This is a genomic window from Streptomyces sp. NPDC051104, from assembly GCF_040682835.1.
Taxonomy (GTDB): domain Bacteria; phylum Actinomycetota; class Actinomycetes; order Streptomycetales; family Streptomycetaceae; genus Streptomyces; species Streptomyces cynarae.
Map to the genome: position 1 here is coordinate 46,781 of NZ_JBFBBS010000003.1, position 19,982 is coordinate 66,762.

Below are 19,982 nucleotides of genomic sequence, written 5' to 3' on the forward strand. Positions count from 1 at the left end.
CGTTCGACGTATGAGCGATACGGAAGAGGCGAACCCGACACTGGACCCCATGAGTGCGAGACCGCTCTACGTTCAACTGGCCGACGTCATCGCCGGGAAGATCGAGTCCGGGGAGTTGGCGCCGGACAGGCCTATCCCCTCGGAGAACCACCTGGCCGACGAGTACGGCGTTGCCCGGCTCACCGCGCGGCGCGCCGCACAGGAACTTCGCGAACGAGGGCTCATCGTCACCGTGCGCGGCAAGGGATCCTTCGTCGTCGAACAGCCGCCCAGCGACACACGCGAAGGGGGCGAACCGAACGACTGAAGGGGCCGCGCGTCAAGTCGCGCGGCCCCTTCAGTCGTCATCCTGCCCCAACCCCGTCGCGTCGTCGAGGTTGACCCGCACAAGGGAGCTCCCCGTCCGGTCGGTTCCACTCAGGTCGGTCCCCTGGGCGTCCGAGCGGTACAGGTATGCGCCGACCAACCTGCAAATTCGCGTCGGTGAACCATGATTCCGAGAAATCACCCTGCGATAGGTCTGCGCCTCGGAGATCGAGGCCTACGGCATCCAGCCCGCCGTCGTCGGCGTCAATCCACTCCCGTAGGCACTGGGCGGCGTGGTCCGATGGTACCGAGTGGAACCCAATGCCTACTTGCACGCGTTTCGCCCGCGGTCACCGGCCTCCCGCCAGGTCGCGGAGTTCGACCAGGTCGGCAAGCAGCAGGTTCTCGGCTTCTACACGGCCCGCACCGCTCTCATCGGGCAGACGTGACAGCTCAGCGAGCGCCGCTGACGGCGATATGCCGCGGTCGGACGCGGAACGCAACCGCTCCAACCACATGAGCCCGGCCTTGTACACCTCGTCGTCACCGACATCCCTGGGATCGAAACTCGCCGCATTCTCGGCATCCGAAGCCCCAGAGGTACCCCAACAGTCCGTGCTTACCGCGCACAGGAAGGCATCGGACCTCGCCTGATGCATTGCGTTGGTAGCCGACCCCGCTCAATGTTCCCGGTACCGAGTAAGCGTCTCAAAACTATCCCAGACATTTGGATGCCCTGCCGTCCGGCTCGAAGCGGTTGTCCGCCCGCGCCTTGACCTGGTCGAACGCCACCCGGCCCGCACCGTTGAACTTCCCCTCCAACGGCTGCGCCGCCCGTACCAACTGACGGATCAGCGTCCCCAGATCGTCACTCGACCCACGCGACTCCTTGATCAGCGTGGAGAGGGCGCTCCCATGTCGAACTTCATCTCGGCTCCCCTGTGGCGAGTTGAGCTCAGTGAACGATTCCGCACCCTCCATGTCCACGGCCACCCCTCACGCTCGCAACCACCTGCCGTCACAGCGCCGCTACAGGGAACGGCTCGCTCCGCCCTGTCCAGGGGTCAGGTATGCACTCGAGTGGCCCACCTCACACCAGCCGCGGCTCACGCGCCCTCAAGTGACCTGCCTCACACGGTCACAATCCGGTCTCGCCCTCGCTCCACCCCTTGAAGAACGGAATGTAATCGTTTCCAATCCTGTTCGTCAGTCGTGAAAACGATTCCACGGATCCACAAGGAGGTGGTCCGGCGATGGCGAGCATCAAGGATGTCGCCGCCGAGGCGGGGGTCTCCGTCGCCACGGTGTCGCGCGTCCTGAACGACCACCCGTCGGTCAGCGCCGAGGCACGCACCCGTGTGCTGGCCGCCGTCGAGGCGCTGGGCTACCGCCCGAACGCCGTCGCCCGGTCCCTGCGCACCGACCAGACCCACACCCTCGGCCTGGTCATCAGCGATGTGCTCAACCCCTACTTCACCCATCTGGCCCGCTCCGTCGAGGAGGAGGCCCGCGCCCTCGGCTACAGCGTGATCATCGGCAACGCCGACGAGCGGCCCGACCTCCAGGACCACCATGTGCGGACCCTGCTGGACCGGCGGATCGACGGACTGCTCGTCTCCCCGACGGACGGCGGGTCGCCGCTCATGCTGGACGCCGCGCGGGCCGGCACCCCGATGGTCTTCGTCGACCGGTGGATCGCGGGCGTCGACGTACCCGTCGTACGCTCCGACGGCCGCGCCGCCGTCCACGATCTCGTCCGTCATCTGCACGGGCTCGGCCACCGGCGGCTCGCGATCATCGCGGGTCCGGCGGCGACCACGACCGGCCGTGAGCGCGTCGAGGCCTTCCGCGAGGCCCTGGCCGATTACGGGCTCCCCCTCCCGGACGCCTACATCGGCCAGGGCGACTTCCAGGTCGACAGCGGGCGCCGGGCCACCGAGCGGTTCCTCGACCTGGCCGAGCCGCCCGAGGTCGTGTTCGCCGCCGACAACCTGATGGCGCTCGGCGCGCTGGACGCCATCCGGGCGCGAGGGCTGCGGGTGCCGGACGACATCGCGCTCGCCGCGTTCGACGACATCCCGTGGTTCGTGCACACCGATCCGCCGATCACCGCGATCGCCCAGCCCACCGGCCGACTGGGACGCGCCGCCGTGTGCGCGCTGGTCGACCGCATCGAGGGGCGGCACCCCGAGTCCGTCACCCTCCCCGCCCGTCTCGTCGTACGCCGCTCGTGCGGCGAGCCGCCTGCACAGGCCCCCGCTGTGCAGTTCCCCGTACAAAGGAGCCAGTCGTGAGCAACCCTGACGAGTTGCTGCGCATCGAAGGCATACGCAAGACCTTCCCCGGCGTGGTCGCGCTCGACGGCGTCGACTTCGATCTGCGCGGCGGCGAGGTGCACGTGCTGCTCGGTGAGAACGGCGCGGGCAAGAGCACCCTCATCAAGATGCTTTCCGGCGCCTACCGCCCCGACGCCGGGCGGATCCTGGTCGGCGGCAAGGAGGTGCGCATCCACGGTGCGCAGGATTCCGAGCGCCTCGGGATCGCCACCATCTACCAGGAGTTCAACCTCGTTCCCGACCTGACCGTCGCCGAGAACATCTTCCTGGGCCGCCAGCCGCGCCGCTTCGGCATGATCGACCGCAAGAAGATGGAGGCGGACGCCGCCGCACTCCTCGAACGCGTGGGCGTGAACGTGTCGCCCCGCGCGCGGGTGCGTGAACTGGGCATCGCCCGGCTCCAGATGGTCGAGATCGCGAAGGCGCTCAGCCTGAACGCGCGCGTGCTCATCATGGACGAGCCGACGGCCGTGCTCACCTCCGAAGAGGTCGAGAAGCTGTTCGCCATCGTGCGCGCGCTGCGCGAGGACGGCGTCGGCGTCGTCTTCATCACCCACCATCTGGAGGAGATCGCCGCTCTCGGGGACCGGGTGACCGTGATCCGCGACGGCAGGAGCGTCGGGCAGGTGCCCGCCTCCACGCCCGAGGACGAGCTCGTGCGCCTCATGGTGGGACGGTCCATCGACCAGCAGTACCCACGTGAACGGCCCGACACCGGCGCGGCGTTGCTCACCGTCGAGGGGCTCACCCGGAATGGGGTCTTCCACGACGTGTCGTTCGAGGTGCGGGCCGGTGAGGTCGTCGGCATCGCGGGGCTGGTGGGAGCCGGCCGTACGGAGGTCGTACGGGCCGTGTTCGGCGCCGACCCCTATGACAGGGGAGCCGTGCGCGTCGCAGGCACTCAGGTGCGCCGGTACGACGTGAACGCCGCGATGGAGGCCGGGATCGGACTCGTGCCCGAGGACCGCAAGGGCCAGGGTCTCGTGCTGGACGCGTCCATCGAGGAGAACCTCGGGCTCGTGACCATGCGGGCCGCGACCCGCGGCGGGCTCGTCGACCGCAAGGGACAGCACGCCGCCGCGGCCAGGGTCGCCGACCAGCTCCGCGTGCGCATGGCCGGTCTGGGCCAGCACGTGCGCACGCTCTCCGGTGGCAACCAGCAGAAGGTCGTCATCGGCAAGTGGCTGCTGGCGAACACCAAGGTGCTCATCCTCGACGAGCCGACGCGCGGTATCGACGTCGGCGCCAAGGTCGAGATCTACCAGCTGATCAACGAACTCACGGCCGCGGGCGCCGCCGTCCTGATGATCTCCAGCGATCTGCCCGAGGTGCTCGGCATGAGCGACCGGGTGCTGGTGATGGCCCAGGGCCGGATCGCGGGCGAACTGACCGCCGACGAGGCGACGCAGGACTCCGTCATGGCGCTCGCCGTCAGCACACCCACCACGTCTGTGAACGAAATGGAGGCCACCCGTGGCCACTGACACGCTCAAGAGCACAGCGGGCGCCGGTGGCGCGGCGGGGGTCCGCAGACTCCTGCTCGACAACGGCGCGCTCACCGCGCTGATCGTCCTCGTCATCGCGATGTCGGCGCTGTCCGGCGACTTCCTGACGACCGACAACCTCCTCAACATCGGCGTCCAGGCGGCCGTCACGGCCATCCTCGCCTTCGGCGTCACCTTCGTGATCGTCTCGGCGGGCATCGACCTGTCGGTGGGTTCGGTCGCCGCGCTGTCCGCCACCGTCCTGGCCTGGAGCGCCACGTCGGCGGGCGTCCCCGTCGCGATAGCGGTGATCCTCGCGATCGCGACCGGCCTCGCCGCCGGACTCGTCAACGGCGTCCTGATCTCGTACGGGAAGCTCCCGCCGTTCATCGCGACGCTCGCCATGCTGTCGGTGGGCCGCGGTCTGTCGCTGGTCATCTCGCAGGGCTCCCCGATCGCGTTCCCGAACTCGGTCTCGCACCTCGGTGACACGCTGGGCGGCTGGCTGCCCGTGCCGGTCCTCGTCATGGTCGTCATGGGCCTGATCACCGCGTTCGTTCTCGGCCGTACGTACATCGGGCGCTCCATGTACGCGATCGGCGGCAACGAGGAAGCGGCCCGTCTGTCGGGTCTGCGGGTGAAGAAGCAGAAGATCGCGATCTACGCGCTGTCGGGTCTGTTCGCCGCGGCCGCGGGCATCGTGCTCGCCGCGCGCCTGTCCTCCGCGCAGCCGCAGGCCGCCAACGGCTACGAACTGGACGCGATCGCCGCGGTCGTCATCGGCGGCGCCTCCCTCGCGGGCGGCACCGGCAAGGCGTCGGGCACGCTGATCGGCGCGCTGATCCTGGCGGTGCTGCGCAACGGCCTCAACCTCCTGTCGGTGTCCGCCTTCTGGCAGCAGGTCGTCATCGGTGTCGTGATCGCCCTGGCGGTGCTCCTCGACACCGTGCGCCGCAAGGCCGGGGCCACCCCCGTGGCCGCCGACACCTCTCCGGGTGGCCGGGGCCGGCAGACGCTGACGTACGCGCTCGCGGCGGTGGTCGCGGTGGCCGTGGTGGGCGGGATGTCCTTCCTGCACGGCGGCTCGTCCTCCACCACGCCGAAGGTGGGACTGTCGCTGTCCACCCTCAACAACCCCTTCTTCGTGCAGATCAAGCAGGGTGCGCAGGCGGAGGCGAAGAAGCTGGGCGTCGACCTGACCGTCACGGACGCGCAGAACGACGCCTCGCAGCAGGCCAACCAGCTGCAGAACTTCACCAGCTCGGGCCTCGGCGCGATCGTCGTCAACCCGGTGGACTCGGACGCCGCGGGCCCGGCCGTGCGGGCCGCGAACAAGGCGGGCGTCCCCGTCGTGGGCGTCGACCGCGGCGTCAACAACGCCAAGACGGCCGCGCTGGTCGCGTCCGACAACGTCGAGGGCGGCAAGCTGGGCGCCAAGGCGCTGGCCGAGAAGCTCGGCGGCAAGGGCAGGATCGTGATCCTGCAGGGTCTGGCCGGCACGTCCGCGAGCCGTGAGCGCGGTGCGGGCTTCGCGGAGGGCCTGAAGGCCTACCCGGGCATCCAGGTCGTCGCCGAGCAGCCCGCCGACTTCGACCGCACCAAGGGCCTCGACGTGATGACGAACCTGCTCCAGGCCCACCCGGACATCCAGGGCGTCTTCGCCGAGAACGACGAGATGGCCCTCGGCGCGATCAAGGCGCTGGGGTCCAAGGCCGGGAAGTCGGTCCAGGTCGTCGGCTTCGACGGTGAGCCGGACGGACTCGCCGCGGTCAAGGCGGGCACGCTGTACGCGTCGGTGGCGCAGCAGCCCTCGCAGCTGGGCCGGATCGCGATCGACAACGCGCTGCAGGCCGCTCAGGGCAAGAAGGTCGACGAAACGGTCATGGTGCCGGTGAAGGTGGTCACGAAGGAGAACGTGGCCGGGTTCACCGGCTGACCCACCCCGTCCGGTCGCCACGGCGGCGGGCCGCGCACCACGCGCGGTCCGCGGCCGTGGCGCCGGATTCACCGCTTTGTCGGATCCACGGGGATCCGCTGGGATCCGTTGGGAGACAGTTCATGTACGACTACGACCTCCTGGTCGTGGGATCGGCCAACGCCGACCTGGTGATCGGGGTCGAGCGGCGGCCCGCGGCCGGGGAGACCGTGCTCGGCTCCGACCTGGCCGTCCACCCGGGCGGCAAGGGCGCGAACCAGGCCGTGGCCGCGGCGCGGCTCGGTGCCCGTACGGCGCTGCTGGCCCGGGTCGGCGACGACGCGCACGGCCGGCTGCTGCTGGACGCGCAGCGCGAGGCCGGCGTCGACACGGTGGGGGTCCTGGTCGGCGGGGCGCCCACGGGCGTCGCACTGATCACGGTGGACCCGTCGGGGGACAACAGCATCGTGGTCTCCCCGGGCGCCAACGGGCGGCTCGCCCCCGAGGACGTACGGGCCGCCCAGAGCCTGCTGCACGCCTCCCGGGTGGTGTCGGCGCAGCTGGAGATCCCGCTGGAGACGGTGGAGGAGGTCGTACGGAACCTGCCGTCCGGCACCCGTTTCGTGCTGAACCCGTCGCCGCCGAGGCCACTGCCCGCCGAGGTGCTGGCGGCCTGTGACCCGCTGATCGTGAACGAGCACGAGGCACGGGTCATCGCGGGCGACGAGCTGGGCGGGGCGCCCGAGGACTGGGCGCGGGCGCTGCTGGCGCTCGGCCCCCGCTCGGTGGTGGTGACGCTGGGCGCGGAGGGCGCCCTCGTTGCGGCCGGCGGTTCGATGACCCGTGTCCCGTCCGTGAAGGTGGACGCGGTCGACACGACGGGCGCGGGCGACGCGTTCACGGCGGCGCTGGCCTGGCGGCTGGGCACGGGCGCGGCGCTGCCCGAGGCGGCGGCGTACGCGGCCCGGGTGGGGGCGGCGGCGGTGACGCGCCCCGGCGCTCAGGAGTCCTACCCCACCGCCGAGGAGGTCGACGCACTGTGCGGTGCCGGCCCGGGGGACACCTCCCGGACCCCCGGCCGAGACGGCGAGCCGGGAGCGTCCCCGCAAGGTGAGTCCCTGTGAAGAAGGCCGGAATCCTGAACCGTCACCTCGCGGGCGCCCTGGCCGAGTTGGGGCACGGGGACGGGGTCCTGATATGCGACGCGGGCATGCCGATCCCTTCGGGCCCCCGGGTCGTGGACCTGGCGTTCCGCGCCGGGGTGCCGTCGTTCGCGGAGGTCCTTGACGGCCTGCTCCAGGAGCTGGTGGTGGAGGGCGCCACGGCCGCGCACGAGGTGCGGGACGCCAACCCGCAGGCCACGGCGTTGTTGGAGTCCCGTTTCCCAGAGCTCGGGCTGGTCCCGCACGAGGAGCTGAAGCGGCTCACGGCCGACGCGCGCCTGGTCGTCCGCACCGGCGAGGCCCGCCCGTACGCGAACGTGCTCCTGCGCTGCGGCGTCTTCTTCTGAATTGGCCGCTCTGGCCGGATACTTCGAGGGGCCCGGTCACTGCCCGGGCCCCTCGGCTTCCCCCACCCCGCCAGAACCCCCGTGATCCCCCCAGATCCCCCCGGGGAGTCCTGACGCCCCTTACGACATGCAGAGGGCGGCAAGGGTTGCCCTCTACGCCGAGGAATTTTCCGCGGGTCCCGCTGCGGGTGGCGCAAGAACTGGCACGGGCTGTGGACAGGGTCGATGATGGAAGAAGAGCAAGAAGGTGATGGATCACGAACGACCATGAGCCGGACAAGGCAGACTCCTCGTCGCGGAAGGCGTCCGCTCCGGAGCGGGTGTCGGCTCCCAAGGCCATGCGGAGCGCGGCCGAACAGCTGACAGAGCTGCTCGGGCGGGCTCCTCAGTCCGTTTCGGCGCTGAGACCGACGGATCAGGGCTGGGAGGCCCTCGTGGAGGTCGTGGAGCTGGAGCGCGTTCCGGACACGAGCAGTGTGATGGCCAGCTACCGGGTCGTTCTGGACCCCGCGGGCAATCTGATGGGCTACGAACAAGTACGCCGCTACACCCGCGCGCAGGTCGACAAAGAGGGCCGCTGACAGCGGCTGACGCCCTTCGCTTGAAGGGACAAAGGATTGTGACTGTGATGCCGCAGGGCGGTGGTCTGCCGGCCGGCGGGGGCGGCGGAGGCTCCGGCAACCTCTACGACGTACTGGAACTGGTTCTCGACCGGGGCCTCGTCATCGACGCATTCGTGCGGTTGTCCCTCATCGGAATCGAGATTCTGAAGGTGGACGCCCGCGTGGTCGTCGCCAGCGTCGACACGTATCTGCGCTTCGCCGAGGCCTGCAACCGGCTGGACCTGGAGTCCGGCCGCAAGGCCCCCGCGACGCTGACGGACATTACCCAGAGCATCACCGAAGGTGGTGCCCGGGGCAAGAGCAAGGGTGCGCTGACCGGCGCGGTGGAGGCGTTCACCGAATCGCTCCAGAAGGGGAGCAAGGAGCGCGAGAGGGAGCCCGAGCACATCGAACGCGGCTCGAGCCACCGCTCCTCGAAGGACCGGGAGGAGTGAGCGAGCCGATGTCGCTGTACGTGTACGCGATCACCAAGGACTCGCATCCGCTGGATCTGGACGGGGCCAAGGGCGTGGGCGAGGCCCCCGCCGAGTTGCGCACCGTCCGCAGCGGCTCGCTGTGCGCCGTCGTCAGTGACGCCCCCCAGGACCTGTCGGTCGCGCGCCGGGACCTGGAGGCGCACAACGAGGTCCAGGGACGTCTGTGGGCAGGCGGCAGCATCCTGCCGCTCGGCTTCGGATACGTCGCGGAGAACGAGGACGCCGTACGCGCCGTGCTGGAGTCGCGGGCCGAGGAGTTCTCCCGGCGTCTGGACGAGCTCACCGGGCGGGCCGAGTTCAACGTCAAGGGCGTGCAGGAAGAGGACGCCCTGCTGCGGACCATCCTCGAGGAGTCCGAGCAGGCCCGGGCGCTGAGCGCGCGGACCCGCGAGGGCGGCAGCTACGAGGACCGGTTGGCACTCGGTCAGCTCATCGCGCAGGAGGTGCAGAGCCGCCAGGACGCGCAGGCCGAGGAGGTCCTCGCCGCGCTGCGGCCGCTCGCACTGTCCGAGAAGGTGTCCCCGCCGTCCAAGCAGTACTTCGTGAACGCGTCCTTCCTGGTGGACGGCGAGCGGACGGAGGAGTTCACACGGGCCGGGCAGGAGCTGGCCGAGCGCCTCGGAGAGGGCATCGAGGTGCGGGTACGGGGGCCGCTGCCGCCGTACAGCTTCGCCTGACCGCCCTGACCGACCGGCCCGGACGGCATGAGGAGGAGGCGCTGTGGGAGGACTGGTCACCGGGATCCTGGGGCTGCCGTTCGCCCCGGTCAAGGGCATCGGCTGGGTGCTCGACAAGGTCGTCAAGACCGCGGAGCAGGAGTACTACGACCCGGCTCCCATCCAGGAGGAGCTGGTGAACCTGGAGCAGGCGCGGACCGAGGGCCGTATCGGCGAGGAGGAGTTCGCGCAACGCGAGGAGGCGCTGCTGCACCACCTGGAGGAGATCAGGGCCTACCACCTGCGGAAGGCGCAGGGCGGGCCGTGACGGTCGGCGAAAGAGAGAAGAGGGAACCATGAACAACGCCAAGATCGGCGCGGCTGTTCTCGGCGGCTATCTGCTGGGCCGGACGAAGAAGGGCAAGCTCGCCCTGAGCCTGGGGGCGGCGCTGGCCGGATCGCGGATGAGGCCCGGGCAGGTCGGCAAGCTGCTCCAGGACTCCCCCGTCCTCGGCAACGTCAGCAAGCAGGTGCGCGGTGAGCTGGCGGGCGCGGGAAAGGCCGCGGCCACCACCGTGCTGTCGGCGAAGGCCGAGAGCCTGGCCGACGCCCTGCACGAACGCACCGTTGGGCTGAAGGAGAAGGCGCACGGCGAGGGCGGGCGCGGTCGGAACGAGGAGACCCGCGACGAGGAAGGCGCGGATGATGAGGAGGACCGGGACGGGGAGGACCGGGACGAGGGCGACCGGGCCAACGGAAGCCGGAGAGAGCGTCGGAGCGGAGCAGGGGAGGAGCCGGGTCGCCGGAGCGAGGGGCGCGAGAAGAAGGCGAAGAGCGGGTCCGCACGATCAAGGAGGCCGGACGATGGCTGAGGGCACCCTCAACAAGGTTCGTGATCAGGTGCAGGGGAACCCTGGTGCGGACCGGCTGAAGGAAGAGCTGGAGGACTACCTGCAGGCCCGGCTCCAGGTGATGCTCGAGGGTATGGGCGAGCGGCTGGGTGAGGGGGCGCGCCGGCTGGCGGAGACGCACGTCGGTCCCGGCATGCTGACCAAGCTCGCCCTCAAGGGCGGCAAGAAGCTCCTCGGAGGCGGAGGCGGAGGCGGAGGCCCGGGGGCGGGGGCGGGCGGGATGCTGTCCAAGGCGAAGGACACGCTGCTCGGCAAGGCCAAGGAGGCGGTGGGCGGAGGCGGCAAGAACAAGCCCGGCGGACCGCAGCGGGGACTGACCATCATCGAGGACGTCGACGTGGGCGTGCCCGCGCGCGAGGCCTACAACCAGTGGACGCAGTTCCCGGACTTCGAACGGTTCGCCAAGGGTGTCGAGGACGTCCGGCAGGAGGACGAGACCACGACCCACTGGCAGGCGAAGATCGCCAAGTCACGTCGCCAATGGCGGGGCGTCGTGACCGAGCAGGTGCCCGACGAGCGCATCGCCTGGACCACGGAGGGCCCCAAGGGCACGAACAAGGGCGTCGTCACCTTCCACCCGCTCGGCGACAACCTCACCAAGGTGCTGCTCGTCCTGCAGTACTACCCCAAGGGCCTCTTCGAGAAGACGGGCAGCCTGTGGCGCGCCCAGGGGCGGCGGACGCGGCTCGATCTCAAGCTCTACCGCTCGTTCGTCATGACCCGCGGTGAGGCCACCGGCGCCTGGCGCGGCGAGATCCGCGACGGGGAGGTGGTCCGCAGCTCGGAGGAGGTCGAGCGCGAGGAAGAGGAGGCAAAGGGCCGCGGGGAGCGCGGAGAGGAACCCGAGGAGCGCCGCGGGGAGCGCGGAGAGGAACCCGAGGAGCGCCGCGGGGAACGCGAAGAGGAACCCGAGGAGCGCCGCGGGGAACGCGAAGAGGAACCCGAGGACCGCGAAGAGGAGCCCGAGGAGCGCCGCCGGGACGAGGAAGAGGAAGACAGAGAAGAGGGACGTCGGGGACGCCGGGACGAGGACGAGGACGAGGAGCCCGAGGAGGAAGAGGGCGACGAGCCCGAGGACGACTCCACCTCCGAGGAGGACGACGAGTGGGAGGGCGAAGACGAGCAACCCGACGACCGCTACGACGAGAGGGAAGCACCCGCAGGGCGTCGGCGCCGCTGATAGCTCCGGGCGCTGAGACGCGCGAGCCCGCCGGTCTCCGCTTCGCCGGCGGCCGGGTGCTCAGGGAAACGAGGTCGAGTGTGCTGTGTCCGATCCCGCCGTCCCCGCGTCGCGGCCCCTGACCCCCTACAGTCAGGGGTCCGGCGGCGCGAACCTGGCCGACATCCTTGAACGCGTGCTCGACAAGGGCATCGTGATCGTCGGCGACATCAAGATCAACCTGCTCGACATCGAGCTGCTCACCATCAAACTCCGGCTTCTGGTGGCCTCCGTGGACAAGGCCCGGGAGATCGGCATCGACTGGTGGGAGCACGACCCGGCGCTGTCTTCCCGCGCCGACGGTCGGCGCAGCCTCCGGGAACAGAACGAGCGACTGCGGACCGAACTGGAGGAGCTGCGCAAACAGCTCGCAGCGTCCCCGCCGCCCGAGCTGTCCGAGGGCAGGTCCGGCCGCCGCAGCCGGCCGCGGGAGGACCGTGCTGACGCCGAACGGGAGCCGCGGCGGGACCGTGACGCCGAGCGGGAGCCGCGGCGGGACCGTGACGCCGAGCGGGAGCCGCGGCAGGAACGTGACGCCGAGCGAGAACGGCGCGCGGAGCCACGACAGGAACGTGACGCCGAGCGAGAACGGCGCGCGGAGCCACGACAGGAACGTGACGCCGAGCGAGAACGGCGCGCGGAGCCACGGCGCACCCGGCGCAGGGCCGATGAGGACGAGGACCGGAGCTGAGGACGGTGGACGAGCAGCTGTGCTACACGTATGCCGTGCTGGGGGCGTCGGCCCTGGACGAGAAGTCGCTCGCGCCTGTCCGGGGCGTGGCCGACGCCGCCGTCACCCTGGTCCGCCACGGCCAGGTGGCGGCCGCGGTCAGCGCGGTGCCCGCGCCCGAGTTCTCGGAGGCGGCCCTGAGGGCCGGTCTCGAGGACCTGCGGTGGCTGGAGGCGACGGCCCGGGCGCACCACTTCGTGATCGAGACGCTGGCCGGGCACACCACGGTCCTTCCGCTGCGGCTGGCCACCGTCTACCTGGACGAGAGCCGGGTACGGGAGATGCTGGCCGGGCGGGAGACGGAGTTCGCCGCACTCCTCGACCGGCTCGCCGCGCACGTGGAGTGGGGTGTGAAGGTCTACGTCGAGGCACCGCCCGAGGCACCGCCCGCCCAGGCGCCCACCGGCGCCCCGGCGGGCGAGGAGAACCCGGGGCGGGCGTATCTGCGCAGCCGTCGGCACCAGCGGCAGGAGCGCGAGGACGCGTGGCGGCTGGCCGAGGAGGCCGTACGGCGCACCGAGGAGCAGGCCCGGGGTCTGGCGGTGGAGCGCACCCGGCACCGGCCGCAGCAGGCCGGCCTCGCGCAGGTGCCGGGCGAGAACATCGCCAACGACGCCTATCTGGTCCCGCGCCGGCGGTCCGAGGAGTTCCGCGACCGGATGCTGCACGCCGCCGACGGCCTGCCCGGGGTCCGGGTGGACGTCACCGGGCCGTGGGCGCCGTACTCCTTCACCGCGCCCCTCGCGCCCGACGCGCCGGAAGGGGCCGGGCAACGGTGAGCGGGTACGGCCCCTTCGACGACCGCCCGGTCGCTCAGCCGCAGGTGGCGCTGATCGACCTGCTGGACCGGCTGCTGAGCGGCGGTGTGGTGCTGACCGGCGATCTGGTGCTGTCCATCGCCGACGTCGACCTGGTGCGGATCTCGCTGCGCGCGGTGATCGTCGCGATCCGCGAGGAGCTGGACGAGCAGTGGGCGACGTTCCTGCCCCCGGGGCACTCCGCGCTTCCGGTCTACGGGAGCCACGGTGACGGGCCCGGCTGACGGCCCGGGCGCGGACCGGCTGCGGGAGGTGGCCGAGGCCGCGACCCGGGCGTTCTCCCTGCTGCCCGCCCGCCCGGACGAGGTTCCCCCGCTCTCGGCCGACCGGGGCGGGGGCGTCGCGCGCCGTCTGCACGCCGACCCGGAGACGGTGGAACGGGACCTCGTCAAACTGGTCCTCACCATCGTCGAGTTGCTGCGCCAGCTGATGGAACGGCAGGCCCTGCACCGCGTCGACGAGGGTGACCTCACCGAGGAGCAGGAGGAACGGCTCGGACTGACCCTGATGCTCCTGCACGACCGGATGGCCGACCTGTGCGACCAGTACGGCCTCACCATGGCCGACCTCAACATCGACCTGGGCCCGCTGGGCACGCTGCTTCCGCCCTGAGGGCCTGTGAGCGGACCTGGCCGCGCGGCCCCGTCCACCCGGGGGACGTCACCGGATCACGTGCTCCACGAACCGCTCCACCGTATCCGCGAGGACCTCCCGGCCATCCCGCGCCCACAGCCCGTCGTTGAACAACTCGACCTCGATGGGACCGGTGTAGCCCGCGGACTCCACGTACCCCTTCCACTCGCGCATGTCGACCGCGCCGTCGCCGATCTGCCCGCGGCCGTTGAGGACGCCCTCCGGCAGCGGAGTGGTCCAGTCGGCGAGTTGGAAGGTGTGGATCCGGCCGCCGGCGCCCGCGCGGGCGATCTGCTCGGGGGCCGTGTCGTCCCACCAGATGTGGTACGTGTCCACCGTCACCCCCACCTGCTCCGCGGGGAAGCGCTCGGCCAGGTCCAGGGCCTGGGCCAGGGTCGAGACCACACAGCGGTCCGAGGCGTACATCGGGTGGAGCGGCTCGATGGCCAGCCGCACACCGCGCTCGGCCGCGTACGGGCCCAGTTCCGCGAGCGCGTCCGCGATCCGCTCGCGCGCCCCGCGCAGGTCCCTGGAGCCGGCCGGGAGCCCGCCCGAGACCAGGACCAGCGTGTCCGTGCCCAGTGTGGCCGCCTCGTCGACCGCCCGGCGGTTGTCGTCGAGGGCGCGCGCCCGTTCCTCGGGGTCGATCGCGGTGAAGAAGCCGCCCCGGCACAGGGTCGTCACCGTCAGCCCGGCGTCGCGGACCAGCTTCGCCGTCGCCTCCAGGCCGTGGGACTGCACGGGCTCCCGCCACAGGCCAACGCCCCGCACGCCCAACTCCTGGCAGGCATCCACCAGTTCGGACATGGACAGCTGCTTCACCGTCATCTGGTTGATGGAGAACCGCTCCGGTGCCGTGCTCACTGGGCCACTCCGTACAGGGACAGCAGCGTCTTCATGCGGGCCTCGGCCAGCTCCGGGTTCGGGAACAGGCCGAGGCCGTCGGCGAGTTCGTACGCCTTGGTGACGTGCGGCAGCGAGCGCGCCGACTGCAGGCCGCCGACCATCGTGAAGTGCTCCTGGTGGCCCGCGAGCCAGGCCAGGAACACCACGCCCGTCTTGTAGAAGCGGGTGGGCGCCTGGAACAGGTGGCGGGACAACTCCACCGTGGGATCCAGGAGTTCCCGGAAACCCTTCACGTCACCGGTGTCCAGGACCCGTACCGCCTCGGCGGCCAGCGGGCCGAGCGGGTCGAAGATGCCGAGCAGGGCGTGGCTGAAGCCCTGCTCGTCGCCGGCGATCAACTCGGGGTAGTTGAAGTCGTCACCGGTGTAGCAGCGCACGCCCTGTGGGAGGCGGCGGCGCAGGTCGATCTCGCGCTGGGCGTCGAGCAGGGAGATCTTGACGCCGTCCACCTTGTCCGGGTGGGCGGCGATGACCTCCAGGAACACGTCCGTGGCGGCGTCCAGGTCGCTCGAGCCCCAGTAACCCTCCAGGGCCGGGTCGAACATCGGGCCGAGCCAGTGCAGGACGACGGGTTCGGCGGCCTGGCGCAGCAGGTGGCCGTAGATCTCCAGGTGCTCCTCGGGGCCCCTCGCCGTGGCGGCCAGGGCGCGGGACGCCATGAGGATCGCCTGCGCGCCCGCCTCCTCCACCACGGCGAGCTGCTCCTCGTACGCCTTGCGGATCTCCTCAAGGGAGCCGGCGGCGAGCTGGTCGGTGCCGACCCCGCAGGCGATCCGCCCGCCGACCGCCTTCGCCTCCGCGGCGGACCGGCGGATCAGCTCGGCCGCGCCCGCCCAGTCCAGGCCCATCCCGCGCTGCGCGGTGTCCATGGCCTCCGCGACGCCGAGCCCGTGCGACCACAGATGGCGGCGGAAGGCGAGCGTGGCGTCCCAGTCGACGGCTGCGGGCGAGTCGGGGGAGACGTCCGCGTACGGGTCCGCGACGACGTGCGCCGCCGAGAAGACCGTACGGGAGGTGAACGGCGTGCCGGAGGTGAGGGCGAGCGGCTCGCGACGCGGCTCGTACGCCCTGAGCCGCCCGCTCGCGTCGGGGAGGTGGATGGTCACAGGGAGATCTCCGGTACGTCGATACGACGGCCCTCGGCCGAGGACTGCAGCCCCAGTTCGGCGAGCTGGACGCCGCGGGCGCCGGCCAGCAGGTCCCAGTGGTAGGGGGCGTCGGCGTAGACGTGCTTGAGGAACAGCTCCCACTGGGCCTTGAAGCCGTTGTCGAACTCGCCGTTGTCCGGGACCTCCTGCCACTGGTCGCGGAAGACCTCGGTGGCGGGGATGTCGGGGTTCCACACGGGCTTGGGGGTCGCCGAGCGGTGCTGCACGCGGCACTTGCGCAGTCCGGCGACCGCCGAGCCCTCGGTGCCGTCCACCTGGAACTCCACCAGCTCGTCGCGGATGACGCGCACCGCCCAGGAGGAGTTGATCTGGGCGATCGCGCCGCCCTCCAGCTCGAAGACGCCGTAGGCGGCGTCGTCGGCCGTGGCGTCGTAGGGCTTGCCGTTCTCGTCCCAGCGCTGCGGGATGTGGGTGGTCGCCAGGGCCTGTACGGACTTCACGCGGCCGAACAGCTCGTGCAGCACGTACTCCCAGTGCGGGAACATGTCGACGACGATGCCACCGCCGTCCTCGGCACGATAGTTCCAGGAGGGGCGCTGGGCGGGCTGCCAGTCGCCCTCGAACACCCAGTAGCCGAACTCGCCGCGCACCGAAAGGATCCGACCGAAGAAGCCGCCGTCGATGAGCCGCTTCAGCTTCAGCAGGCCGGGCAGGAAGAGCTTGTCCTGGACGACGCCGTGCCTGACGCCCTTCTCATGGGCGAGGCGGGCCAGTTCCAGGGCGCCCTGAAGGCCCGTGGCCGTCGGCTTCTCGGTGTAGATGTGCTTGCCGGCCGCGATCGCCTTCTTGATCGACTCCTCGCGGGCGGAGGTGACCTGCGCGTCGAAGTAGATATCGACGGCCGGGTCGGCGAGGACCGCGTCCACGTCCGTCGACCAGTGTTCCAGGCCGTGCCGCTCGGCGAGCGCCTTCAGGGCGGGCTCGCGGCGGCCGACGAGGACCGGCTCGGGCCACAGCACGGCACCGTCACCCAGGTCGAGGCCGCCCTGCTCGCGGAGGGCCAGGATGGAACGGACGAGGTGCTGGCGGTAGCCCATGCGCCCCGTCACGCCGTTCATGGCGATCCGCACCGTCTTGCGTGTCACGTCGATCCCTTCGTACGCGTCCGGCGCCTCGTACGCTCTGGGGCGAGCGTGACAGCAAGCGCTTTCTATACACGAAGACGCTAGCCTCTGTGCGGCGGCTCGGACAAGACCGCGGGGCCGACGAGATGCACGTGTCCGCATACATCGTCACAAGAGGTGACACGACGGACACGGGGCCGTGAAGTCGGCCGGTCCGGGAGCGTGAAGTCGGTCGGTCCGTCGAACACGATGAACCGCGGGCCTGTACACGGGTGTCTGTAGAGCTGTAGATGGATCTCGGCGGATGTCGGTGGATGTCGGTGAACGGACACGACGGGCACCGCCGAGGGGACGGGTACGACGAGACACGCGACCGGAGGACGACGACGATGACGGTGACCCTGGCGGACGTGGCGGCGCGCGCGCAGGTGTCGCCCGCCACCGTGTCGCGCGTGCTGAACGGGAACTATCCCGTGGCGGCGTCGACCCGGGAGCGGGTGCTGCGCGCGGTGGACGAGCTGGACTACGTCCTCAACGGCCCGGCGAGCTCGCTGGCGGCGGCCACCTCCGACCTGGTCGGGATCCTGGTCAACGACATCGCCGACCCCTTCTTCGGAATCATGGCGAGCGCGATCCAGTCGGAGATCGGGGGCCCGGGCGGACGGGCCGGCGGCGAACGGCTGGCCGTGGTGTGCAACACGGGCGGCTCGCCGGAGCGGGAGCTGACGTATCTGACGCTGCTGCAGCGGCAGCGGGCGGCGGCCGTGGTGCTCACCGGTGGCGCGGTGGAGGTCAGGGCGCATGTGGAGGCCGTGGGCGCGAAGCTGCGCAAGCTCGCGGCGGCGGGGACCCGGGTGGTGCTGTGCGGCCGGCCACCGGCGCCCGAGGCGATCGCCCTCACCTTCGACAACCGCGGCGGCGGCCGGCAGCTCACCGAGCACCTGATCGGGCTCGGGCACCGACGGCTCGGCTACATCGCCGGCCCGGAGGAGCGCACGACGACGCGGCACCGCCTGGAGGGTCACCGGGAGGCACTGGCCGACGCCGGGATCGAGGACGACCCGCGCCTGACGGTGCACGGCCGCTACGACCGCCGGGCCGGTTACGAGGCGACGCTGGAACTGCTGCGCCGGGACCCGTCGCTCACGGCGATCGTCGCCGCGAACGACACGGTGGCGCTGGGTGCGTGCGCGGCCCTGCGGGACTCCGGGCTGCGCATCCCCGACGACGTGTCGGTGGCGGGCTTCGACGACCTCCCGTTCGCGATCGACGCGGTACCGGCCCTGACGACGGTCCGCCTCCCGCTCTCGGAGGCGGGGGCCCGCGCGGGCCGTATCGCGATGGGACGCGAGGAGCCGCCGCCGGGCGGGATCGCGACGGTGCGGGGCGAGTTGATGGTGCGGGGTTCCACGGGGGCGCCGCGGGGGTAGGCGCGTACGGGGTCCTCGGGCGCGCCGCGCGGCCGGTCGCACCCGAGTGTCGCCGACGGGCGCTCCCCACACGTGCCGAGTAGGGTCCATGAGCATGAAGCTCGCGTTCTCCACCCTCGGTGTCCCCGGCCTGCCCATACCCGACGTGGTCCACCTCGCGGCCACCCACGGCTACCACGGTGTCGAACTGCGCGCGCATCCCGACGAGCCCGTGCACCCGGGCATCGGCCCCGCCGAACGGGCCGACGCGGCCGCCGCGTTCAAGGCGGCCGGTGTCGAGGTCCTGGGGCTCGCGGGGTACGCACGCGTGGCCGCGCCCGGTGACGACGCGCCGGTCCTGGCGGAGATCCGCGACCTCCTCGACCTGGCACGCGACGTGGGCGCCCCCTTCGTCCGCGTCTTCCCCGGAGGCGGCACCGAGCAGAGCCCGGAAGAGGCCGACGCGGCGGCCGCCCGGCGCCTGGGCACCGCCGCCGAGTACGCCGCCGACGCCGGTGTACGGATCCTGCTGGAGACGCACGACTCGCACCGCACCGGCGCGGACGCCCTGCGTGTCCTCGGCACGGTCGGCCACCGGAACGCGGGCGCGCTGTGGGACGTGATGCACACCTGGCTGGGCGGCGAGCAGCCGCAGGAGACGTACGCGGCGCTGTCCCCCTACCTCGGCTACGTCCAGGTCAAGGACATCGCGTCCGCCGACGACAAGACACCGCTGCCGCTCGGCTCCGGCGTCCTCCCGCTCGCCGAGTGCGTGGAGGTCCTCTCCCGCCACGGGTGGGACGGCTGGCTGTGCTGGGAGTACGAGAAGCGCTGGTACGAGTCGGCGACACCACTGCCGGAGCTGCTGGGCGCGGGGCGGGAGCACCTGGGGCGGCTGCTGAACGAGTCGGCGTAGGAAGCCGGCTCGACGAGTCGGCGTAGCGCCCCTGTCCGGCGGCCGCCGTTGTCCGGTGGCCGCCGGACAAGGCGCGCCCGTTGGCCTCACGCGCCGTGCCCCGCGACATGCGACCCGCCGTCGGCTCATGAGCCTGGCCCGTACGCTGCGCGACCGGACTACGCCGGACGTGCCGTGAGGCGCGCCGAGCCGTCCAGGCACCACTCCAGTACGGCGGGCCAGGGGCCGTAACCGGCGTCCAGGTCGAGATGGGCGGCGCCGGGGATGAGCTCCGTCGGGATGCCGAGGGGGTCACCGAAGGCGGTGCGCGCGCCCTCCGGGCAGTACGGGTCGTCGTCGCCCGCGACGAGACGGGTGGGCGCGGGCTGCGTCAGGCTGTCCGTGGGCGGCGGGGCGAAGGCTGCCACCTCCCGGTGCCGTACGAGGAAGGAGGCGGACGGCGGGGCGACGAGCAGTACGCGGTCCATGTCGAGGCCCTTCACCCCGCGCGCCACGGCGTGCAGCCACAGCACGGCGGACAGGCTGTGGGCGACGACGACACGCTCCGGGCCGGCGCCCGGCAGCTCGTCGAGGTGGCGGGACAACTCCGCGAGCCACACCTCGAGTTCGGGATCGTCGGGGTCGGGCAGCTGCGGATAGGTGACGTGGTGGCCGAGTTCGGTGAGCCGGTCGGCCAGCCAGTGCTGCCAGTGGTCCTTCGGGCGGTGGTTCTGCCAGCCGTGGAGGATGAGATAGGCGCTCATGCGGCGATCGTTTCCGATCGGCACCGACAGGTCCAGTTCTCGAACGCCTTGATCGGATCCACCTTACTCAACGACGCCCGTCGGCCACCCGGACCCTGCCGCCTCCCGGTGCCCGTCGGCCACCCGGACCTGCCGCCTCCCGGAGTGCGACAGATCCG

Annotated in this window: 23 protein-coding genes and 1 pseudogene; 18 read left to right on the forward strand and 6 right to left on the reverse strand. The window is 71.4% G+C overall.

The window, feature by feature from the left end; genetic code table 11:
• Window positions 1-49: 49 nt before the first annotated feature.
• A complete protein-coding gene (locus tag AB0N14_RS06835; RefSeq protein WP_366024645.1) occupies window positions 50-307 on the forward strand; it encodes a GntR family transcriptional regulator in 258 nt (85 codons plus the stop codon).
• A 30-nt stretch (window positions 308-337) separates the two neighbouring features.
• Here the strand turns inward: AB0N14_RS06835 and AB0N14_RS06840 are convergent, their stop codons facing one another.
• Both AB0N14_RS06840 and AB0N14_RS06845 read right to left on the reverse strand, forming a co-directional pair.
• A complete protein-coding gene (locus AB0N14_RS06840; RefSeq protein ID WP_366024646.1) occupies window positions 338-508 on the reverse strand; it encodes a pentapeptide repeat-containing protein in 171 nt (56 codons plus the stop codon).
• A 512-nt stretch (window positions 509-1,020) separates the two neighbouring features.
• Complete coding sequence (locus AB0N14_RS06845; RefSeq protein ID WP_366024883.1) at window positions 1,021-1,293, reverse strand: hypothetical protein; 273 nt, start codon at window positions 1,291-1,293, stop codon at window positions 1,021-1,023.
• A 266-nt stretch (window positions 1,294-1,559) separates the two neighbouring features.
• On the opposite strand from AB0N14_RS06845, the gene AB0N14_RS06850 reads away from it, so the two are divergent.
• From AB0N14_RS06850 to AB0N14_RS06920, 15 genes and pseudogenes are all read left to right on the forward strand, one after another.
• A complete protein-coding gene (locus AB0N14_RS06850) occupies window positions 1,560-2,600 on the forward strand; it encodes a LacI family DNA-binding transcriptional regulator (RefSeq protein ID WP_366024647.1) in 1,041 nt (346 codons plus the stop codon).
• Window positions 2,597-4,126: a sugar ABC transporter ATP-binding protein gene (locus AB0N14_RS06855; protein ID WP_366024648.1), complete on the forward strand. Its 1,530-nt coding sequence runs from the start codon at window positions 2,597-2,599 to the stop codon at window positions 4,124-4,126. Before AB0N14_RS06850 ends, AB0N14_RS06855 begins: the two co-directional genes overlap by 4 nt.
• Complete coding sequence (locus AB0N14_RS06860; protein WP_366024649.1) at window positions 4,116-6,062, forward strand: substrate-binding domain-containing protein; 1,947 nt, start codon at window positions 4,116-4,118, stop codon at window positions 6,060-6,062. Before AB0N14_RS06855 ends, AB0N14_RS06860 begins: the two co-directional genes overlap by 11 nt.
• A 122-nt stretch (window positions 6,063-6,184) precedes the next feature.
• Window positions 6,185-7,165: a ribokinase gene (locus AB0N14_RS06865; RefSeq protein WP_366024650.1), complete on the forward strand. Its 981-nt coding sequence runs from the start codon at window positions 6,185-6,187 to the stop codon at window positions 7,163-7,165.
• On the forward strand, window positions 7,162-7,551 hold the full coding sequence (rbsD, locus tag AB0N14_RS06870; protein WP_366024651.1) for a D-ribose pyranase: 390 nt from the start codon (window positions 7,162-7,164) through the stop codon (window positions 7,549-7,551). Before AB0N14_RS06865 ends, rbsD begins: the two co-directional genes overlap by 4 nt.
• Window positions 7,552-7,805: 254 nt before the next feature.
• A complete protein-coding gene (locus AB0N14_RS06875; protein ID WP_366024862.1) occupies window positions 7,806-8,132 on the forward strand; it encodes a gas vesicle protein in 327 nt (108 codons plus the stop codon).
• Between the two features lie 47 nt (window positions 8,133-8,179).
• A complete protein-coding gene (locus AB0N14_RS06880; protein WP_103838718.1) occupies window positions 8,180-8,608 on the forward strand; it encodes a gas vesicle structural protein GvpA in 429 nt (142 codons plus the stop codon).
• A complete protein-coding gene (locus AB0N14_RS06885) occupies window positions 8,605-9,327 on the forward strand; it encodes a GvpL/GvpF family gas vesicle protein (protein WP_366024652.1) in 723 nt (240 codons plus the stop codon). The genes AB0N14_RS06880 and AB0N14_RS06885 overlap by 4 nt, the downstream gene beginning before the upstream one ends.
• Window positions 9,328-9,370: 43 nt before the next feature.
• On the forward strand, window positions 9,371-9,634 hold the full coding sequence (locus AB0N14_RS06890; RefSeq protein WP_366024653.1) for a gas vesicle protein GvpG: 264 nt from the start codon (window positions 9,371-9,373) through the stop codon (window positions 9,632-9,634).
• A gap of 28 nt (window positions 9,635-9,662) precedes the next feature.
• A complete protein-coding gene (locus AB0N14_RS06895; RefSeq protein ID WP_366024654.1) occupies window positions 9,663-10,178 on the forward strand; it encodes an ABC transporter substrate-binding protein in 516 nt (171 codons plus the stop codon).
• Window positions 10,171-11,397 carry an SRPBCC family protein gene (locus AB0N14_RS06900; protein WP_366024655.1) on the forward strand — a complete coding sequence of 409 codons (1,227 nt, stop codon included), beginning with the start codon at window positions 10,171-10,173 and terminating at the stop codon, window positions 11,395-11,397. Before AB0N14_RS06895 ends, AB0N14_RS06900 begins: the two co-directional genes overlap by 8 nt.
• A gap of 118 nt (window positions 11,398-11,515) precedes the next feature.
• Window positions 11,516-11,797: pseudogene (gene gvpJ / locus AB0N14_RS06905) on the forward strand (gas vesicle protein GvpJ); the annotation flags it as partial.
• Between the two features lie 335 nt (window positions 11,798-12,132).
• Window positions 12,133-12,945, forward strand: coding sequence for a GvpL/GvpF family gas vesicle protein (locus AB0N14_RS06910; RefSeq protein WP_366024656.1), 813 nt, complete (start codon window positions 12,133-12,135; stop codon window positions 12,943-12,945).
• The gene (locus tag AB0N14_RS06915) at window positions 12,942-13,208 is read left to right on the forward strand and encodes a gas vesicle protein (RefSeq protein ID WP_366024657.1); all 267 of its coding nucleotides are present in this window, start codon (window positions 12,942-12,944) and stop codon (window positions 13,206-13,208) included. Before AB0N14_RS06910 ends, AB0N14_RS06915 begins: the two co-directional genes overlap by 4 nt.
• Entirely contained in the window at window positions 13,192-13,596 is a 405-nt protein-coding gene (locus AB0N14_RS06920) for a gas vesicle protein K (RefSeq protein ID WP_366024658.1), read from the forward strand. Before AB0N14_RS06915 ends, AB0N14_RS06920 begins: the two co-directional genes overlap by 17 nt.
• A 48-nt stretch (window positions 13,597-13,644) precedes the next feature.
• Here the strand turns inward: AB0N14_RS06920 and AB0N14_RS06925 are convergent, their stop codons facing one another.
• From AB0N14_RS06925 to AB0N14_RS06935, 3 genes are read right to left on the reverse strand one after another with little or no spacing between them, the layout of a single operon-like run.
• Window positions 13,645-14,445 carry a sugar phosphate isomerase/epimerase family protein gene (locus tag AB0N14_RS06925; protein ID WP_366024863.1) on the reverse strand — a complete coding sequence of 267 codons (801 nt, stop codon included), beginning with the start codon at window positions 14,443-14,445 and terminating at the stop codon, window positions 13,645-13,647.
• A gap of 32 nt (window positions 14,446-14,477) precedes the next feature.
• Window positions 14,478-15,629 carry a dihydrodipicolinate synthase family protein gene (locus AB0N14_RS06930; RefSeq protein WP_366024659.1) on the reverse strand — a complete coding sequence of 384 codons (1,152 nt, stop codon included), beginning with the start codon at window positions 15,627-15,629 and terminating at the stop codon, window positions 14,478-14,480.
• Window positions 15,626-16,777: a Gfo/Idh/MocA family oxidoreductase gene (locus tag AB0N14_RS06935; RefSeq protein ID WP_366024660.1), complete on the reverse strand. Its 1,152-nt coding sequence runs from the start codon at window positions 16,775-16,777 to the stop codon at window positions 15,626-15,628. Before AB0N14_RS06935 ends, AB0N14_RS06930 begins: the two co-directional genes overlap by 4 nt.
• A gap of 368 nt (window positions 16,778-17,145) precedes the next feature.
• Here AB0N14_RS06935 and AB0N14_RS06940 point away from each other — a divergent pair, with 368 nt between their 5' ends.
• Window positions 17,146-18,186 carry a LacI family DNA-binding transcriptional regulator gene (locus tag AB0N14_RS06940; protein ID WP_366024661.1) on the forward strand — a complete coding sequence of 347 codons (1,041 nt, stop codon included), beginning with the start codon at window positions 17,146-17,148 and terminating at the stop codon, window positions 18,184-18,186.
• A gap of 94 nt (window positions 18,187-18,280) precedes the next feature.
• Window positions 18,281-19,081, forward strand: a complete 801-nt coding sequence (locus AB0N14_RS06945; protein ID WP_366024864.1) for a sugar phosphate isomerase/epimerase family protein — start codon at window positions 18,281-18,283, stop codon at window positions 19,079-19,081.
• A 158-nt stretch (window positions 19,082-19,239) separates the two neighbouring features.
• Here the strand turns inward: AB0N14_RS06945 and AB0N14_RS06950 are convergent, their stop codons facing one another.
• Window positions 19,240-19,824: an alpha/beta hydrolase gene (locus AB0N14_RS06950; RefSeq protein ID WP_366024662.1), complete on the reverse strand. Its 585-nt coding sequence runs from the start codon at window positions 19,822-19,824 to the stop codon at window positions 19,240-19,242.
• Window positions 19,825-19,982: the final 158 nt, after the last annotated feature.

Bases quoted from the DNA above. Each gene is read 5' to 3' on its own strand.
- AB0N14_RS06835 (WP_366024645.1), top strand. From the start codon at position 50: ATGAGTGCGAGACCGCTCTACGTTCAACTGGCCGACGTCATCGCCGGG.
- AB0N14_RS06850 (WP_366024647.1), top strand. From the start codon at position 1,560: ATGGCGAGCATCAAGGATGTCGCCGCCGAGGCGGGGGTCTCCGTCGCC.
- AB0N14_RS06865 (WP_366024650.1), top strand. From the start codon at position 6,185: ATGTACGACTACGACCTCCTGGTCGTGGGATCGGCCAACGCCGACCTG.
- AB0N14_RS06880 (WP_103838718.1), top strand. From the start codon at position 8,180: ATGCCGCAGGGCGGTGGTCTGCCGGCCGGCGGGGGCGGCGGAGGCTCC.
- AB0N14_RS06895 (WP_366024654.1), top strand. From the start codon at position 9,663: ATGAACAACGCCAAGATCGGCGCGGCTGTTCTCGGCGGCTATCTGCTG.
- AB0N14_RS06900 (WP_366024655.1), top strand. From the start codon at position 10,171: ATGGCTGAGGGCACCCTCAACAAGGTTCGTGATCAGGTGCAGGGGAAC.
- AB0N14_RS06925 (WP_366024863.1), bottom strand. From the start codon at position 14,445: ATGACGGTGAAGCAGCTGTCCATGTCCGAACTGGTGGATGCCTGCCAG.
- AB0N14_RS06940 (WP_366024661.1), top strand. From the start codon at position 17,146: ATGACGGTGACCCTGGCGGACGTGGCGGCGCGCGCGCAGGTGTCGCCC.
- AB0N14_RS06945 (WP_366024864.1), top strand. From the start codon at position 18,281: ATGAAGCTCGCGTTCTCCACCCTCGGTGTCCCCGGCCTGCCCATACCC.
- AB0N14_RS06950 (WP_366024662.1), bottom strand. From the start codon at position 19,824: ATGAGCGCCTATCTCATCCTCCACGGCTGGCAGAACCACCGCCCGAAG.